The organism is Flagellimonas hymeniacidonis (assembly GCF_008040165.1).
In the GTDB taxonomy this organism is placed as follows: Bacteria; Bacteroidota; Bacteroidia; order Flavobacteriales; family Flavobacteriaceae; genus Flagellimonas; species Flagellimonas hymeniacidonis.
In genome coordinates this window covers 1,605,811-1,623,795 of the sequence record NZ_VRUR01000001.1, presented here as the reverse complement: position 1 = coordinate 1,623,795, position 17,985 = coordinate 1,605,811, and the positions used below count along the sequence as shown (strand labels likewise).

The window sequence follows — 17,985 nt, the reverse complement described above, 5'->3', positions numbered from 1 at the left end:
ATGAAAGCACGTATCGGCTTACTGTTCCTATCTGCAGTGCTATTTGTTTCCTGTGCAAAGGAAAATGAACCTATAACAATTTCTCCTGATGACTTCCATAATGCCATAGATAAAGTAACGGAAGTCATGATCCATGATATTTTTTCGCCGCCAGTGGCCAGTAGAATTTTTGCTTATCCAAATGTGGCAGCGTACGAAATTATAGCTTCGCAAGAAAATGAATACCTATCCTTGGCAAATCAGGTAAAAGATTTAAAACCTATTCCCGCTCTGGCTGAGGGAAAGAAAATAAACCATGAATTGGCAGCATTGATTGCACATATGGAAGTAAGCAAACGGCTAATTTTTTCCGAAGATAGAATTGAGGCCTATAGAGATAGCCTCTATACCCTTTGGGAAGAAAAAAATGAGCAGGAATTCATGGAATCCAAGACCTACGGTCTTGAAGTTGCTGAGCACATTACGGAATGGATGAATGGGGACAACTACAATCAAACCCGAACCATGCCCAAGTTTACCGTGGATACGGATAATCCGTCTAGATGGCAACCTACCCCTCCAGCGTATATGGCCGGAATAGAACCACATTGGAGCAAAATAAGACCTTTTGTGATTGATTCCGCCAGTCAATTTAAACCTACTCCTCCTCCGCCATTTTCAATGGAAAAAGATTCCGATTTTTATAAAGAATTGCAAGAAGTGTACGATATCAGTAACAAAATTACAGCTGCAGGCGATACCTCTGAAGAAGTTGAAATTGCACAGTTTTGGGACTGCAACCCTTATGTTTCGGTTACCAGAGGTCATTTAATGTTTGCTACAAAAAAGATTACCCCAGGCGCTCATTGGATTGGAATTACGAAAATTGCAAGCAGAAAGTCCAATGCAGATGTCAACAAAACCATTTATGCCTATACCAAAGCATCAATTGCCATGGCTGATGCTTTCATAAGTTGTTGGGATGAAAAATATAGAAGTAATCTTATTCGTCCAGAAACGCTTATAAATGAGCATATTGATGAAAATTGGACTCCAATACTGCAAACACCTCCATTTCCAGAATATACTAGTGGCCACAGTGTAGTTTCAGGAGCTGCCGCTACTGTTTTAACAGACATTTTTGGAGACAATTTTGCATTTGATGATAATACCGAGGTTCCTTACGGGTTGCCGGTTCGTTCGTTCACCTCTTTTACCCAAGCATCGGATGAAGCTGCTATTAGCAGAATGTATGGCGGGATACATTATCGCGCCGCAGTGGACATTGGTGTAAACCAAGGGCGAAGTTTAGGTGCGTTTGTGGTGGATAACCTAAAAATGGTTCAATAATTCTTTAATCCTAAAATAATATTTGAATACTGATGAAACGGAAAATTTCTTTGGTAGTTATTCCAATAGTAGCGATTGCGCTAGTATGGTATCTATTTATTAAGCCGAATGACTATTTAGTGTCCTTTACAGCCAATACATTTCCAGGAGCCATAAACCAAACCATTAAAAACTGGGACAAGCGCATGGGGGTTAACACATCTATTAAACAGAAAAACCTTTTAGAACTAGAACAAGAACTTAAATTTGGTGATAGTTTAATACACTATAATTGGACTATTATTCCAATCACTGATTCTACTTCAAAAGTTAAAGTGAGCATTAAGGATGTAAGCCACAGTCTCATGAACAAAATCATGATTCCTTTTACTTCTACGGTGTTAGAAAAACGTTCTAAAAAGAATCTTATAAATTTCAATCACCTTTTAAACGACCATATTAACAAGTTTAAGGTCAAAGTTGTTGGTGAAGATGAGCTTAAGCCAACTCACTGTGCTTATTTGACCATTGAAGGTCTTCAATCTGAAAAGGCTTTTGGTATGATACGGGAATTTCCATTTTTAAGTGGTTTTGTAAAGCAACATAACCTAAAAGTAAATGGTACACCCTTTGTTGAAATAAAAAAATGGAATCGGACTAATGATAGTATTGTATATGACTTTTGCTACCCCATTGTTAAAACAGATTCTTTACCCTTTCATACCGAGATTAAGTACAAAGAATTCGGTGGAATGAAAGCTTTAAAAGCAATATACAATGGAAATTATATGACCTCAGATCGTGCTTGGTACAAATTAATGGACTATGCGGGCAAGCACAATATTGAACTTGAAAACAAGCCGGTGGAATTGTTTTATGACAACCCTAGTATGGGTGGAAATGAACTGGAATGGAAAGCAGAAATATTTATGCCCCTAAAAAACACTGATGAGTAGGGTTACACTTTTACTTCTTCTGATTTTTCTTCAAGGCTGTGCCCAAAAGCCCTATTATGGGGATTTGACTTACTTGGGGAAGCTCCCATCAAAACTCAGCGAAGTTTCTGGAATTGCTTCCATGGACAGCATAATATCATGGGTAATTGAGGATAATGGTAACAAAGACCATATTTATGCCATTAATAATGAGGGAAAATTAATCAAGGAATTCAAGGTTAAAAATGCCAAAAACGACGACTGGGAAGATTTGGCTAACGACGATAAAGGGAATATCTATATTGGAAATTTTGGCAATAATGCAAATGACAGAAAAAATCTTTCAATCTATAAACTTCCTAATCCAAACAATGAAACAGGAAAGAAAATTGAAGCAGAAAAAATAACATTTCACTATCCTGAACAAAAAAAATTCCCTCCCAAAAAATCCAAATTAATGTTCGATTGTGAGGCATTCTTTTATCAAAACGGATTCCTCTATCTCATTACTAAAAATAGAACTAGACCTTATACTGGTAAGGCTTTTATTTATAAAATCCCTGCTCTAGAAGGGTCACATACGGCAAAACTGGTAGGGAAGTTCGTTTCATGCTTAGACCCACAGTCCTGTTCCATTACTGCCGCTGACATCTCTCCCGATGGTAAAAAGGTAGTGCTTTTAGGTTCTGGTTATATATGGCTGTTCACTGATTTTACTGGAGATGATTTTACCAAAGGAACACTTCGTTCCATTGATGTAAAGCATAGAACTCAACAAGAATCCATTTGTTTTGTGGATAATAATACGGTATTGATTATTGATGAACAATCAAAAACAAAAGGTCGAAACCTGTATTCGTATACTTTAGATTAAAATCCAAAGCCTACTCCAAAAGCAAACCGGGGTCCATCTGAACTATTGAAGAACCCAAAATTAGCCGAGAGAATATCTGCTCCATTCAAGAAAAACCCGCCGCCATAGGAAGTGTGCCATATATCTGAAGAATCTTGTGGTAGCCAAACGCGTCCGTAATCAAATCCTCCAAAAATACCAGGGGTAACCGGCAACAATCCTGTTTGTCTTTTTCTAAAGCTGTAGCGTAAATCTGTGTTTTGAAAATACGCAGTTTTTCCTGTAAATCGTTGGAAACGAAACCCTCTCAATCCATTGTTTGCGCCTATACTTGCTCCTTGATAAAATTCAAAATCGTCTCCAATATTAAAATGCCCTTTTAGTTTTGTGGCCAAAACCAATCTACCATTGGAGCATAACTGATGGTCAATGGATAGGCTAGGAATAATAAATCCAAACGCCCTATCTGAATCCTGTAGATTTGTTTTGTAACCACCATGCAATGAAAAGCTCATCCCCATGGTCGGAAAAGCCTCGTTATCCGTGTTTGAATATCCATATTCTGCATCAACTCCAAAGAAATCTTGTTGGGTATCCCTTCCAGCATCGGTAAAAAACCCTTCTATAAAACGCCCTTCCGTTTCTTCTACATCATAGTTTTCATAAGACACTCCCAATCGAAATTTTGAACCTAAATATCCCCTCCATACCAAAGAAGGTGCAAACTTAATCGTCTCTATTTTCACTCGGTTAAAGTCTAATTCAAGCTCATCGTCGTTATTTGGGGTTTCGTTACCAAGGCCAAAAAAGTTAATACTAAAGTTAGGGCTGGTAAAGTGCGCGTTTAACTCCAAATTGACATTCTCGAAAACATTGGCAAACTCACCATTATACCCTAAATCAAAACCATTAGTGGCAAAGTAATAGGCAGCATTAATGGTATGTTGTTGCGTAAACGGATTTTGCCTGAAACCATTAAAAGTATAGGTATTTGTAAATCCTATTCTTAAACCATCGTCTGGATTAAAACCTATGGTTGGCAAAAACTGATTGTTACTTGCTTTTATTTTGAGAAATTCATAGGTATTGGTATCGTAATCATTTATGTTATGTACAGTCCCTCCAAAAGCTTCATCATAGGTGTTCTTTTTAGTCTTAAAATCATAGGTGTGCACTTTTTTGGACTTTTCGGCAATCTTATATATGTCATTATTTTGACCGCCTACAATTCTAACTTTGATTTTAGAAGATTCTGCATTCACATCAAAAACATCATCATCATCTAAACCGTATACCCAGACTTCTTTTGTAAATTCTGGATCATAAGTTCTTTCAAAAAATAAATCCTTCTTTTCTCCACCTTTTATTCGGTACCCTCTTACTTGTACGCCTCCGTTCCCCCCTGAATTGATACTAAAATAATCATCCTTGTCCGTACCGGTAACTACACTATATTTATTTATAACCTTAAAGTACTCTTGTGCTGTATTCACAAGGTTTTGTTTTCTTTTTAGTAATGTCTTTTTAAAGTTGGAAATAGTCTCATCATTTACCTCTTCAGGGAAGGAGGAAAACGCTTCGTCAATAACATCTTCATTTATTTTTTCCTGAATAAATTTTGCCTGTTCTATCCATACATCCATATCTGCTTCAGAAAGCAATGCCATATCCAAGGCAAAAGTTCTCGGTGATGAGTTAAACCCTTTTACACTTCGTATCTCATCATTGAATCCTTCAAAAATCCGCAAAGAAGGAACTGCTCTTGATGCAAAAGCCATTAATGCCCCATCTCCCCATATTGAAAAAGCCTGATCTCTATCTCTTGGAAATGGTTTAAAAATCTTTTTGCCAGATGCATCTTCATACTCCAACCAACGCCATTGATCTACGTGTCGGTCCCAATCGCCAATCAACATATCAAACAAGCGAGCTTTTGCGTATTCATTTTTATCAATGCTATACTCTTCATCCTCTCTCAATTTATTGATTAAATCATACGTGCTTTCAATCTTATTTGAGTATCCAAAACTTGCTAGTGCACCATGACCTTCAGATACATGTTCTTCAATCATATAAAGTTCGCCACCAAAATCGCTATTATAATCTCCAAGTGCATTTTGTTTTGGGATGTAATACAATTTTGGATTGGTATGATATATCCCCACTGCATCAGAAAGTGGCCCAATGGTGAAAGGAGCATATGGATGGGCTCCAGTATAAAAATCCATGAGTAGTTTTTCCGTGTAGGAATCCTCAAAATCCCCAATAATATATTGTTCTTGAAAAGCGATTGCCTGTAAATATCGTTCTGCACTTTTTCTAAGTGCTCGCATTACAAATTGTCTACCATCCTTATGTTCAAGCCTTAAAGAGTTGGATTGGTTTCCCCCACCTTTTCTTACTACGCTGAGCCCCCCAAACAGAGTGTCCAAACGTACTGTTGGCGCTTTTACTTTTGTAGCATAATATTTTCTATAGCGCTCACCCCAAAGCCATTTATAAAAACCACTTCTATCTATCTCTTCATCTGTGTAGATAGACGCTTCCATTTCAGCAGGAAATGTATCACTGTAATTGCGGCTTACTTTCTTTTTATCTGAAGTCAACACTACTGAGCTATATAGTAAATCTTCAGCTCCATTATCATCAAGCCCATAAAAATCCACTCCAGAAGAACCATCTTTATATACCTTTAAAATGGCATAACCCATTTGGCCAGTAGAAAATTTACTTCCGTTCAATAATCGAGTTGCTCCCTTTTTTGCCCCAGAACCACTAACAATTTGGGGAATACCCCTTTCTACAATATACTGCAGTGTATGCTCATGTCCAGATGTAAAAATTACATTTTCTGAATACTGTGCAAGTGTTACAATCCTATTTTTCAATCGATTGTATATCTTATTTGACTGATCCTCAAATGATGCTCCAGATGTTTTCCTTAAAAGGTTGATCACAGAACCAAGGCCTGGAAGGGGTATTTTACCCGTAGACCTTGGATACATATGCTGTCTAAATGAAAATTGTCCCCCATGAGATCCATAGGTAAACATAGGGTGATGCATTGCTAGAATTACGGTTTTATCCCTGTTTTTCTTAATTAAACTTTCTAATTCTTCAAAAAATCTTTCCCTATCTTTTATTTCGCAATCATCATTAATTGTGGGGTGCTTATCCCAGTTGACCAAATACCATTCTGTGTCTATTGCAATAACAACTATGTTCTCCGTTATTTCAATTTTTTCCAAAGGGCAGCCATTTTCAGGAAAAAAAACTTCCTTGCTATCCAGTTCTTTCTCTATATATTCTTCTTGTCTTTTAAGTCCTTTTAATCCTTCATTATACCAATCATGGTTTCCAGGAATAAATACAGTTTTTCCAGGAAACCCTACCAACGTTTTTAATTGCGCGTTCAAATCATTTTTTGCATTGATATAGGCTATGGTAGAATCCTTCTTATCTGGTAAACCTGCTGGATAGATATTATCTCCTAAAAAAATAGCGGTACTGTTTTTGTTAGCACCCTCCAATCTTGATTTAAATTTTTTAAGTGCAGGATTCATGTCTCCCATTGGAGATTTTCCCGCATCTCCAATAAGATAGAAGGTATGTTCAATTTCTTCGTTGTTCAATGCCGTATTTCCATTAAAGGGGATATCATACTTTGCTTCATATGTGGCACAGCTTGAAACCATGACCAATAAAAGGATTGACAGGTAATGTTTTTTCATATCAATGAGGTTGATTCCAAAATTTTGTATTTTGGAGATTCAAAGTAATATTATGTCGGAAATTGTTGAAAAAACTGAACATTTTGTCACAGAACTTTTGGAAAATAAATTAGATCCAAAGTTTTTATATCACAATTTACGGCATACCCAACGTGTGGTTAAAAGTACTAAAGAATTGCTCAATTTTTATAATCTTGAAGATTTGGAAAATGAGAAGTTATTGCTTTCGGCCTGGTTTCATGATGTAGGCTATACAAAGGGAGTAGAAGACCATGAGGAGAATAGTTGCAAAATAGCCTCAGATTTTCTTACTAAAAACAACTATGCCCCTGAGGCTATTAAAGATATATGCTCTTGTATTTTGGCCACTAAAAGATACCATGAACCTGTTGACTTAAAAGAGCAAATTATAAGAGATGCAGACGCTTCGCACTTTGCGCAAAAAAGTTATTGGGAGACCACAGATTTTTTGAAAGAAGAGCTTGAGCTTCTCAATATTGCAAACTTTTCCAACAAAGCTTGGCGAGATGAGAATATTAAAATGTTTAGGGACGAGCACCAGTATTATTCTGATTATGCCAAAGAAAACTGGAATGAGGGCAAAGAGCGCAATCTAAAACAACTGGTCAAAGAAAAAAAGACGGAAAAGAAGATTGCCAAAAAAGAGGCGTTAAAAGCTAAATACAAAAGTGAAAGTCCAGACCGGGGAATCCAGACACTTTTTAGGGTAACCCTAAAGAACCACTTGACCCTGAGTGATATTGCCGATACCAAAGCCAACATCCTATTATCGGTAAATGCTATTATTATTTCTGTGGCATTGTCCAACCTAATTCCAAAATTGGACAATCCATCCAACACATATTTAATTTACCCCACGGTTATATTTATAACTTTTAGTGTGATATCCATGGTTTTGGCGGTACTTGCAACGAGGCCAAACGTTACTAGCGGGCAGTTTACCAAAAAAGATGTAGAAGACAAAAAAGTGAACCTTTTGTTTTTTGGTAACTTTCACAAAATGAGTTTAAACGATTATGAATGGGCCATTCAAGAATTGATTAAGGACAACCAATATATCTATTCTTCACTTACAAAAGATCTTTACTTTTTGGGACTTGTCTTGAATAGAAAATACAAGATATTACGGTTGACTTACACCATTTTTATTGTGGGTATTGTAATTTCCGTACTTGCATTTGGAATATCATTTCACTTTTTGGGGGGATCAGCTAGATTGTAACATCCCTAAGTTAAGACTTCAATTCTTCCATTAAATCCTCATAGGTATAAGTCCGTTCAGATTTTGTGTCTTTCCTGTACAAAATTTCTGCTCTAATAGCTTTAAGTCCGGTCACTCCCTGAAGCCCTTCGAGCTCAACTATTTCAATATTGTTGGTAAAGTAACCCTTTGCTTTTAAGAACTTTATATAACGCATATACTCTTTCTCATCCTTTCTTTGAGAGTATACAATGGCCAATTTTCCTTTCTGCGTTAATCTTTCGTTAGTTCCTTTTATGTATGACTTATCGATGCGTTTTTTAATAATTTCATATCTGGCATTGTAAGTGCCATCCACATCGAATCGCTTTTCATCCATTCTAAAACGAATTGCCAAAGAGGTACTATACACCAAAACTAAAGAAGCTACATCTAATTTAACCGGTAATTTGGGCTTAAGGGCATAATACTTATTCTCCATATCGCACATTACCTGAAGCTGCCACAATCTTAAATTACTTAAGTAAAGTTCATCAAAGTTTCTATCGTTGGCAATAGAACTCCCTATGTACATATTGTGTTCCACGCCATCGGTTTTGTAACGCTCAAAATAATGTGGGAACATTTCTTGGGCATCCACTTGTTTTTTGTCCAACAAAGCAGCCAGTTCCATATTTGCTTCCATTACACTTTGATCATAATTGCGACGATGGTCATAGTAAGATTCTGTGCTAGGATCTATTTGAGCTTCATAGGTCTCAACCAATGCTTTAAGCTTAGTATCTTCCTTTTTTAAATGATTGAAAACCGGTGTAATTTCTTCTTTTACAAAATCGAAAACAGCTTGCTCCGTATGGGTATACAGTGCATCCCTTACCTCTTCAAGATAGGCGTTCACCCTAAACATAAGCTCCTCATAAATGGGGAGTTTATATTTTTTTACGGCAACTTCCAAGACACCATTAATTTCAGAAAGCTGAATCATGAGGTCTCGCTGTATAGATAAATTGCGCTCTTTGGAAGAATCTTTTATGTCTATTTGACCATACAGCGGATAGACATCTTTAAATACAATCTCTTTAAAAACAGGATGATTTCCAACCAATTCATCAGCCATAAAGCGCTTTGCTTCTTCTTGGAATTTCCAATAAACTGATGAATGAACCGTGGTGCACTCATGTTGGATAATAGCATCTACAAGATTTTCCTCCTCCTCGATAGATCTTAGCACTGCAGAAACGATAAATGGCATCACATCATCAAGCTTATTGGCATTGACGCTGTTAAGTTCATTCACTGTCCCAGAGACCAATTCTAAAACACCAAGCAATACTCCATTATCGGCAATTGGTGCTAAGATGGCACTTTTTATGCCCTGCTCATGTAGGTTTTTATAGGGCTGTTGTTTGCCCTCAGATTTCTTAAAGTATTTTTCTACATTGGAAATGGCAAAATAGGTATTGTCCTTAAACAACTTATCATAAGAATAGCCGCAAAGCATGGCATCACAGGATTCCGTTTCTTTGCCCTTTAGAATATGACTCTCTATACCCTTTCCATAAATCTTTAAAAACCTATTGGCATTGGCATCATATCCTGTAAAACCAACGTTTATTTTCTTAAGGTTAAAAAGTGACCTGAAAGTGTCTTGAAAATTGTCCATGAAATTTTCAGTGCCTCTTTTATTGCTCCCAATTAATGTAGATTTTATCCCAGAAATGGAATGCTCCGCAGTAACATCGAACATATTGGAGATAACGAAACCTTTTGATAGAAAACTGTTTGGAGGAATTTTCTCCTTCCATAAGTCTAGATTATCAAAATTTTCCAAAAGCTCATCAACATCATCCTGTGTAAGTTCCTTGGCCTTTTCTGTGGGTATAATCTCCATAAAATCTGCATTATACAGGATTCTATAGTGCCTCATTACGCCATTGGCGTCTGGTATATCATAGAAAAGCGGACGTTTAAAGTCCATTTTAAATCCGTAGTAAAAGCTTAGCACTACGGTACACTTCATAATATAGTTAAGATCCATAGGCATATTCCGGATTTCCAATTCAAATCCTTTGCCTGCTGCCTTTAAAATATTCTGAAAACGTTCTGAAGAATTAAAAACCAAGTTTTCAAAAGGAGTGGAAGCCGTCTTTATTTCGTTCTTTGTAAGTACTGGAGCAAAAGTATCAGCCAAGATAATACCAATAACATCCTTGTGCTTCTCTAACAATTCAACATCGTTAAAACCCTCTCTCAGTTCTGGGAAAGGAGCGACGGCATCCAAAACAAATTTTGCTCTGTCCGATAGATATTTGTCCTTACTTTTTAACTGCTCATCATAATGTTGCAATAATTTATTGAAACTTACAAATTGAAGCATAGGACTTTCCGCATTGGCGTTCTCCTTCATATAAATTTTAGTCGAGGTTGAGCCTGTAAAGTTACAAAAAGAAAAAATGCACAGTTGTTAAGAGAATCTTTATGGATTTACCTGCATTTTTTGGATATTGGGTAAAATTTGAAGTATGTCATCCCGTACCAGGCTAGATCGTGCCTACAAAAATGCAAGAATTGTTGCTTTTGATGATAGGGACAAGTTCATATTTTTCAGCGACTGCCACCGAGGAGATAATAGCTTTGCAGATGATTTTGCCAACAACCGAAACATTTACTTCCATGCCCTAAATCACTACTATAGAGAGGGGTTTCGCTATTGCGAACTAGGTGATGGCGATGAATTATGGGAAAATCTTAGTTTCGAATCAATTTTTGAAGCCCATAAAAACGTTTATCAGCTTTTAAGTCAATTTCATCTAGAAAACAGGCTTTACATGGTATGGGGAAACCATGATATGGTTTATAGAGACCAGTCTTATGTAGACAAACACCTCTCCAGTTATTTTGAACCTATTGACGATTCGGACAAAGAGCTTTTTGAAGGCATTACCTATCATGAAGCACTCATACTAAAGCATCGTGATACAGGCCAAGAACTATTTTGTACGCACGGACACCAAGCAGATTGGTGGAACTACGTTTGCTGGCGTATTGGGCGTTTTTTGGTTCGTGTGCTATGGAAACCATTGCAAGTTGTGGGTATAGCCGACCCAACAAGTCCAGCTAAAAATTATAAGGAACTTATCCGTATTGAAAGACGAATTAAACGCTGGATTGTTGGGAACAACCTGCGTATTACAATAGCTGGGCACACCCATAGACCGAGGTTTCCAGAACCTGGTGAGATTCCATTTTTCAATGATGGCAGTTGCGTGCATCCAAGGAGTATTACAGGTATTGAGGTGGAAAATGGTAAGATTTCATTGATCAAATGGCAAATCGCCACAAAACCAGATGGCACACTTCAAATAGTCCGGATTTTGTTGGAAGGTCCTGAAAAACTGGTGGATTACATAGATAACTAACATCCCTTCATTTAGCCATAAGCTGGTATTTAACAGTGTTTTATAAGATGCTTGGCAAGGTATTTGTTAACTTTAGGACAACAAATCGACCAAGTTGCTATGAAAAAATTGGTTTTTCTATTTTCCTGCTTTGTGCTGGGACTTTCAAACATAAATGCCCAGGGCGATATCCCTACTACCAGACCTCTTAAGGTTGGAGAGCGGAACAACTTGGATATTAAACCTTCAAATCAAGGGACTTCACTTCGTATACCTTCGGTTATTGATGAGAATTTAACTTCAAAAAATAATAAGCCAGGTGTAAAAATGCTACCGGATAGAGAATTGCTACAAGCTGGTCACGATTTGGTAATAGACCCCAAAGTTGGAGAAAAAGAGAAAAAAGGTTCCAAGGAACATTTTGGTGATCAATATTTAGGTGATATAAAAACTACCGCCAAATTTGTGGGTATTGTTTGTAGAGATCATGAATATGTAGATGGAGATCGTGTAAAAATATATCTCAACGGAGAGGTTATTGAGCACAATATGTTACTGTCCGGGTCCTTTAAAGGGGTTAATATTGATTTAGTAAAAGGATTTAACCGTCTCGATTTTGAAGCTTTGAACCAAGGATCATCTGGTCCCAATACAGCACAAGTTGTAATAGCTGATGAAAAAGGCCAGGTCATACACAATAACCGTTGGAATCTTTCTACAGGTTCCAAAGCGAGTCTTATTGTAGTTAAAGAAGAGGAATAAATTATTCCCCTGGTTTATAGGTCTTCACCGCTCTTTTTAGCACATCTTCCTTGTAGTACGCTGCATCTTTCCATTTAACATCTGCATACATTTGAATTTGGTCATCAAAATGTGGTGAATCTGGATTTCCACTTTGCCCCCCTGCCAAAATTGTTTTCGCTTTTACTTTTTCTCCAAACTCTACGGCAGCAACAAAACTGTTACCTCTGGTACCATAGATTTTTTTGGTTCCGTTATTGTAACGTTCTCCATATGCAGCTAAGGCACCCCAACGGCCACTAGCGAACCCTATGGGAATACTTGGCTTGGCATCATCAAATGGTTGACGAATATCCCCATTAAGCCTTTGATACCTATGAACTTCGCCCCAAGGCATTTGCCATGTGCCAAAATCTGCCTCCAATTGGTCGATTACTTCTTCAAAAAGTGTTAGTTTTTCCTTTTGAGGTGATTCACTACCCCAATATGCTATTAATTGCATTGGTGTCATCCCTTCAGGTCTTTCGGCATTTCTATAACTTTTAGTTCCATAGTAATGCGCAAGAGTCATTGCAATAGCTTCTTTTGAAGTTCTGTAGTCCCAATTTCTTAAAACCGCTATCGGTTCCTTTAATTTTGATATTGGATTTTCATCATATGCCTTAATCAACCCTGGAATCAATGCTTCAAAAGCTGGTAAGTAGGTGTCATGTGCTAATGCAATTAAACTATCCAGTGTATATCCGCTCCTATCCGTAAGGAGTTCAATCGCATGTACCCCACGAAAGTTCTCACGATCTATCGACATATAATTTGGATAATTTTCTCTCTTTGGACTGAATTCAAGAGCGGATGTATACGGAGTGGAATTGCAATTCTGAATCCAACCATTTCCTGGATTAAGCACCAATATATTTTCATCTACTGTATGAAGGCCTTGCCAATCTGTTTTGGGATTGCTTCCATCTACAGGTTCCGCATAATCAAAAATAGTATCTCGCTTTGGAATAAAATTGCCGTGGAAATAGGCAATATTCCCTTCAGCATCTGCATAGACCGTATTGTTAGATGAATTGGTTCGGATATCCATCATTTCCCGAAACCCTTTATAGCCATCTTGCTTGGTTCTAATATGGGATTGCTCCAACGCTTTTACAGGCTCCCACATCATCGCAGAAGCAGTCCATTGACCATCCACAGCATGCGTTATAGGTCCATGATGCGTATGGTACATGGGAAAGGTTTTTTCTTTTAAAGCTTCGCCTTCTTTATATGTTAAGGTCACTTCTGATACTTCCACAGGTCGAAGTTCTTCTCCGTACTGATAAAACAATTTTCCATCGTTCTTCACAATGACTTCTTTGAACTCATCCATCACATCCGTATATGTTGATGTATGCATCCATCCTGTTTTTTCATTGAAACCCTGGTAGACAAAAAACTGTCCCCAAGTCACAGCTCCATAGGCATTCAGACCTTCTTCTGAAACCACATGTACTTCTCCTCTAAAATAGAAAGAAGTATGAGGATTTATCAACAACATAGCATTACCAGACTCCGTCAACTTTCCTGAAATAGCAATTCCATTAGATCCTTGCGGTTCTGCCATTTCTTCTTCTTTTTTCATTTTCAATGCTTCCATCTCTGGAATTTCCATTCCGCTTTCATAGAAAGCTTTTATCTTTCTTACTGAAATTCGTTCAATATCCCCGCCTATGGAACCCTCACTAAAATACATGGGCATCCATGGTTCAAATCGGGTAAGCAGTCTGGGTTTCACTTCGGGATGGGTATGCAAATAATAATTGATGCCATCAGCAAAAGCATTACAAAGTTCCTTAAGCCATTCGGGGCTTTTTTCATAATTGGCTTTTGCTTCATCTTCGCTCATAAAAAGTCTTGCCCTTAGATCACTATACAATGCATCTTCTCCTTCGACCTCTGCCAACCTTCCCGTAGCCCAAATGTAGTTTTGCTCTACGCGATTAAAATCGTCCTCACATTGGGCATACAATAATCCAAAGACAGCATCTGCATCAGATTTTCCATAAATATGGGGCACTCCAAAATCGTCACGGATAATGGTAATATTCTCAGCTTGAGCTTGCCATTTCTCAACTTCTGTTTTAGGCTTTTGTGCGCATGATGTGATGACCAGCAACACAAGTAAGGATAGTATTCGCATGGTAGTTTATTTAAGCTTTTTTCAAAAACTGGGTTTTTAATACAATTTGAGATTTCCCAACCCTACACTCCACCTCTTGGGAGTTGTTTGTTAGGCGAATATTTTTGATCACATTACCTCTTTTAAGGGTTTTGGACATTCCCTTGATCTTTAAATCTTTGGTTACATGCACGTTATCACCATCTTCCAGAAGGTTTCCATTGCTGTCCTTTGTCTCCATAGTTCATCTTTGAAGGAGTGAAAATACAGGAATTAGAATTGAATTGCTAATGCTTTATTTATGAAGTTGGATGGAATATTATTTGTTTTCTTCTGTTTTACCAACTGCCACTGGAACCTCCTCCTCCAGAGCTTCCCCCTCCACCGGAAAATCCACCTGAACTACTTCCAAATGAAGAACCTGAGCTTGAGCCAAAGGAATGGCTTCCTGTAGATGAAAAAGTTTTACGCATATAGGTTTTATCATTTTTATAGAGGGAAAGCTTAAAATCATCCTTCCCTTTAATCAGGATTTTCAACACCGCCAAGAGCATGGTAAATGCAAAAAAGCTGACCAGAACTACATATATCCATGTGTCGCTGTTCAACAAATGATCATAATCTATTCCCAGCTCAAAAATCATAGTTGCAAAGAATAAGGGCATTAGGATAAAAACCAATGAAAACAACACTGGAATAAAACCAAACAACATCATAAACACTCCTTGCAAAATTCCAAGTTTTCCAATGAACATTCCTCTGAAAATCTCGACCACACTGGAATATGCTTTGTAAAAGATAAAGCTACCTGCCGCAACAAAAATGGACAGGAACAGTAGTATAAAAATCTTGATTCCAAGCCCCATTTCACCCTCAGCCGCTATTTCATTCTTGAATTCTTCCAATGCCTCAGGGTTATTTAGAAATTCAATAAGTTGGTCCGTAGCTAAGTCCAATCCCTGAAAATAATTCGCCTCTTTGAATTCAGGAATCATAGTATTCCTAATAATTCTGGACGCTACGGCATCCGTAATATAGGGTTCTAGGCCATACCCCACCTCAATACGGACTTCCCTATCGTCTTTTACAAAAAGAATAAGGATTCCGTTATCCTTTTCCTGCTGCCCTATTCCATTTTGATTAAATGTACCGTTAGCATATGTCTCAATAGTTTCACCATCAAGTGCATTTATGGTAAGAATCACCAATTGATTGGTGGTTTCTTTTTCAAAATTGGTGAGTTTTGTTTTTAGAATTTCCAGTTCTTGAGCAGAAAATATTTTTGAACTATCAGTCACTATTTCTCTTAACTCCAAATAACGATTTTGTGACATACACAAAGATGAAATCAGGAATAAAAAACAAAAAAGTGAATTCTTACTCATACACTTCAATACTGAAAAACACCTAAATATACTATTTGTTGCTTAGTCTTGGGCATCTGATTTGACCTACTTGGTTTATGGTTTTATCTCCATATAATTTCAAGTAACTTGCAGACTCTTTTGAAGAGATCCTATGGCAGAGAAAAAAGTTAGCATTTTAAACGCTTTTAAAACCATTATTTGGCCCAAAAGAACTATTGTCTTCGTAGGTCTTTTGCTTATTGCAATCAGCAAAGCAGCAAGTTTTGTAACGCCGATAGCGTCTAGGTATTTGATTGATGATGTAATTGTAAAAAAAGACATCAACATGCTCAAATATTTAGTTGCCGGTGTGATGCTAGCCATTTTTGTGCAAGCTGTCACTTCTTTTTTATTGACGAGAATCTTAAGCGTACAGGCGCAATACCTCATCTCAGAACTAAGGGCACAGGTGCAGAAAAAAGTGCTTTCCCTTCCCATTCGTTTTTTCGATAATACCAAATCTGGCGCTTTGGTTTCCCGCATTATGTCTGATGTTGAGGGTGTGCGCAACTTAATAGGAACTGGTTTGGTGCAATTGGTAGGCGGTATTATTACAGCTGTGGTTTCCTTGATTCTATTATTGGACATTAGTGTTTTTATGACACTTTTTACGTTTATCCCGCTAATTATATTCTCCATAATCGCGTTGAAAGCTTTCAAAATTATCCGACCAATCTTTAGAAATCGTGGTAAAATCAATGCGGAAGTAAAAGGGCGCTTAACAGAGACTTTGGGCGGAATTCGAGTTATCAAAGGCTTTAATGCCGAACAGCAAGAACAACACGTGTTTGAACTTGGAGTGGATCGTTTATACCAAAACGTAAAAAAGAGCCTCACTACTACTGCATTTATGACCAGTTCTTCTATCTTTCTATTAGGGATTGCCACTACTAGTGTAATGGGGTTTGGTGGTTATAACATTATAGAAGGGACCCTTACTGTGGGTCAATTTGTTGAGTTTACAGTGCTTCTAGGTCTTATGATTGCCCCTATTGTACAAATGAGCAATATTGGAAGTCAGCTTACTGAAGCGTTAGCGGGTTTAGACCGTACGGAGGAGTTAATGAACATGGTTGCTGAATCTAACGAAGAGGAACGAACCATTACTTTGGATTCCATTGTTGGGCGAATGCGCTTTTCCGATGTTTCTTTTTCATATGAGGAAGACAAAGAGGTCTTGCATCATATTAGTTTTGATGTAAAGCCAGGTGAAGTTATTGCTCTAGTAGGCAGTTCAGGCTCTGGAAAATCGACAATTGCAGGCTTGGCAGCAAGCTTTCTAAATCCGAATTCAGGAGTTATTACCATTGATGGACAAGACATGTCGAAGGTTAATCTAAACAGTTTTAGACAACACTTAGGAGTAGTGTTGCAAGATGATTTCTTATTTGAAGGGACTATACGGGAAAACATTCTTTTTCCAAGACCTGATGCTACTGAAGATAAATTGCTACAGGCTGTTAAAGCTGCATATGTAGATGAGTTCACGAGTCGTTTTGATGATGGTTTAGATACGCTTATTGGCGAACGCGGCGTAAAACTCTCTGGAGGACAACGTCAACGTATAGCTATAGCAAGAGCGGTTTTGGCTGATCCAAAGATTCTTATTTTGGATGAAGCCACTTCTAGTCTTGATACCGAATCCGAAGCATTGATTCAAAAAAGTTTGGCCGAACTTACCAAAGGAAGAACCACTTTTGTAATTGCTCACCGTTTAAGCACCATCAGAAAAGCTGATCAAATTTTAGTGATTGAAAATGGCAAGATTGCCGAACAAGGCACCCATGATGAATTAATTGCCGCCGAAGGAAGATATTATAACCTGTTTACCTACCAAGCTAGGATTTAAGCTTCTTCTGGAGCCAGTTCCACTTCCAAGCCATCCAAAGCGTCCGTCATATGAATTTGGCAACCTAATCGGCTATTATCTTCAACAAAGAAGGCTTCGGCCAACATGGCCTCTTCATCATCAGATTTTTCAGGGAGGGAATGATCAGACTTGATATAACATTGGCATGAGGCACACATGGCCATTCCACCACAAATTCCGATTGTTCCCTCTGGAGCAAGTTCATAAGAACGAACCACCTCCATCAAGTTCATGTTCATATCTGTCGGTGCATCCACTTCATGCAATACACCATCGCGGTCGGTAATCTTTATTTTAATGTCGGACATAGTTATCTAGTGAAAATAGTGGGTTAGTGTAACAGTGAATTATTTATGA

At 37.7% G+C, this 17,985-nt stretch carries 13 protein-coding genes; 7 read left to right on the top strand and 6 right to left on the bottom strand.

Annotation, left to right across the window (positions count from 1 at the left end; translation table 11 throughout):
- From FVB32_RS07380 to FVB32_RS07370, 3 genes are read left to right on the top strand one after another with little or no spacing between them, the layout of a single operon-like run.
- Complete coding sequence (locus tag FVB32_RS07380; protein ID WP_147742686.1) at positions 1-1,329, top strand: vanadium-dependent haloperoxidase; 1,329 nt, start codon at positions 1-3, stop codon at positions 1,327-1,329.
- 32 nt (positions 1,330-1,361) lie between these two features.
- Positions 1,362-2,264 carry a GyrI-like domain-containing protein gene (locus FVB32_RS07375; protein WP_147742684.1) on the top strand — a complete coding sequence of 301 codons (903 nt, stop codon included), beginning with the start codon at positions 1,362-1,364 and terminating at the stop codon, positions 2,262-2,264.
- Positions 2,257-3,117 (top strand): hypothetical protein, encoded by an 861-nt coding sequence (locus FVB32_RS07370; protein WP_187269518.1) that lies wholly within the window; start codon positions 2,257-2,259, stop codon positions 3,115-3,117. The genes FVB32_RS07375 and FVB32_RS07370 overlap by 8 nt, the downstream gene beginning before the upstream one ends.
- Here FVB32_RS07370 and FVB32_RS07365 read toward each other — a convergent pair.
- Complete coding sequence (locus tag FVB32_RS07365) at positions 3,114-6,827, bottom strand: metallophosphoesterase (protein WP_147742682.1); 3,714 nt, start codon at positions 6,825-6,827, stop codon at positions 3,114-3,116. The two genes, FVB32_RS07370 and FVB32_RS07365, sit on opposite strands and share 4 nt — an antisense overlap.
- A gap of 52 nt (positions 6,828-6,879) precedes the next feature.
- Between FVB32_RS07365 and FVB32_RS07360 the strand changes: the two genes are divergently transcribed.
- The gene (locus tag FVB32_RS07360; RefSeq protein ID WP_147743441.1) at positions 6,880-8,070 is read left to right on the top strand and encodes a Pycsar system effector family protein; all 1,191 of its coding nucleotides are present in this window, start codon (positions 6,880-6,882) and stop codon (positions 8,068-8,070) included.
- A 10-nt stretch (positions 8,071-8,080) separates the two neighbouring features.
- On the opposite strand, the gene FVB32_RS07355 is transcribed toward FVB32_RS07360, so the two are convergent.
- Entirely contained in the window at positions 8,081-10,456 is a 2,376-nt protein-coding gene (locus FVB32_RS07355; protein WP_147742680.1) for a GAF domain-containing protein, read from the bottom strand.
- Between the two features lie 115 nt (positions 10,457-10,571).
- Here FVB32_RS07355 and FVB32_RS07350 point away from each other — a divergent pair, with 115 nt between their 5' ends.
- Together FVB32_RS07350 and FVB32_RS07345 are read left to right on the top strand one after the other, a co-directional pair.
- Positions 10,572-11,468, top strand: a complete 897-nt coding sequence (locus FVB32_RS07350) for a metallophosphoesterase (protein ID WP_147742678.1) — start codon at positions 10,572-10,574, stop codon at positions 11,466-11,468.
- Between the two features lie 99 nt (positions 11,469-11,567).
- On the top strand, positions 11,568-12,209 hold the full coding sequence (locus FVB32_RS07345) for a hypothetical protein (RefSeq protein ID WP_147742677.1): 642 nt from the start codon (positions 11,568-11,570) through the stop codon (positions 12,207-12,209).
- 1 nt (position 12,210) lies between these two features.
- Here FVB32_RS07345 and FVB32_RS07340 read toward each other — a convergent pair whose 3' ends face one another.
- The 3 genes from FVB32_RS07340 to FVB32_RS07330 all read right to left on the bottom strand — a co-directional run bounded on the left by FVB32_RS07340 (position 12,211) and on the right by FVB32_RS07330 (position 15,686).
- Complete coding sequence (locus tag FVB32_RS07340; protein ID WP_147742675.1) at positions 12,211-14,373, bottom strand: acylase; 2,163 nt, start codon at positions 14,371-14,373, stop codon at positions 12,211-12,213.
- A 10-nt stretch (positions 14,374-14,383) separates the two neighbouring features.
- Positions 14,384-14,593, bottom strand: a complete 210-nt coding sequence (locus FVB32_RS07335; RefSeq protein ID WP_147742673.1) for an alkylphosphonate utilization protein — start codon at positions 14,591-14,593, stop codon at positions 14,384-14,386.
- 97 nt (positions 14,594-14,690) lie between these two features.
- Positions 14,691-15,686 carry a TPM domain-containing protein gene (locus tag FVB32_RS07330; protein WP_246139841.1) on the bottom strand — a complete coding sequence of 332 codons (996 nt, stop codon included), beginning with the start codon at positions 15,684-15,686 and terminating at the stop codon, positions 14,691-14,693.
- A 184-nt stretch (positions 15,687-15,870) separates the two neighbouring features.
- On the opposite strand from FVB32_RS07330, the gene FVB32_RS07325 reads away from it, so the two are divergent.
- Positions 15,871-17,607 carry an ABC transporter ATP-binding protein gene (locus FVB32_RS07325; RefSeq protein ID WP_147742669.1) on the top strand — a complete coding sequence of 579 codons (1,737 nt, stop codon included), beginning with the start codon at positions 15,871-15,873 and terminating at the stop codon, positions 17,605-17,607.
- Here the strand turns inward: FVB32_RS07325 and FVB32_RS07320 are convergent.
- Positions 17,604-17,936 carry a 2Fe-2S iron-sulfur cluster-binding family protein gene (locus FVB32_RS07320; protein WP_147742667.1) on the bottom strand — a complete coding sequence of 111 codons (333 nt, stop codon included), beginning with the start codon at positions 17,934-17,936 and terminating at the stop codon, positions 17,604-17,606. The genes FVB32_RS07325 and FVB32_RS07320 overlap by 4 nt on opposite strands.
- Between the last annotated feature and the right edge of the window lie 49 nt (positions 17,937-17,985).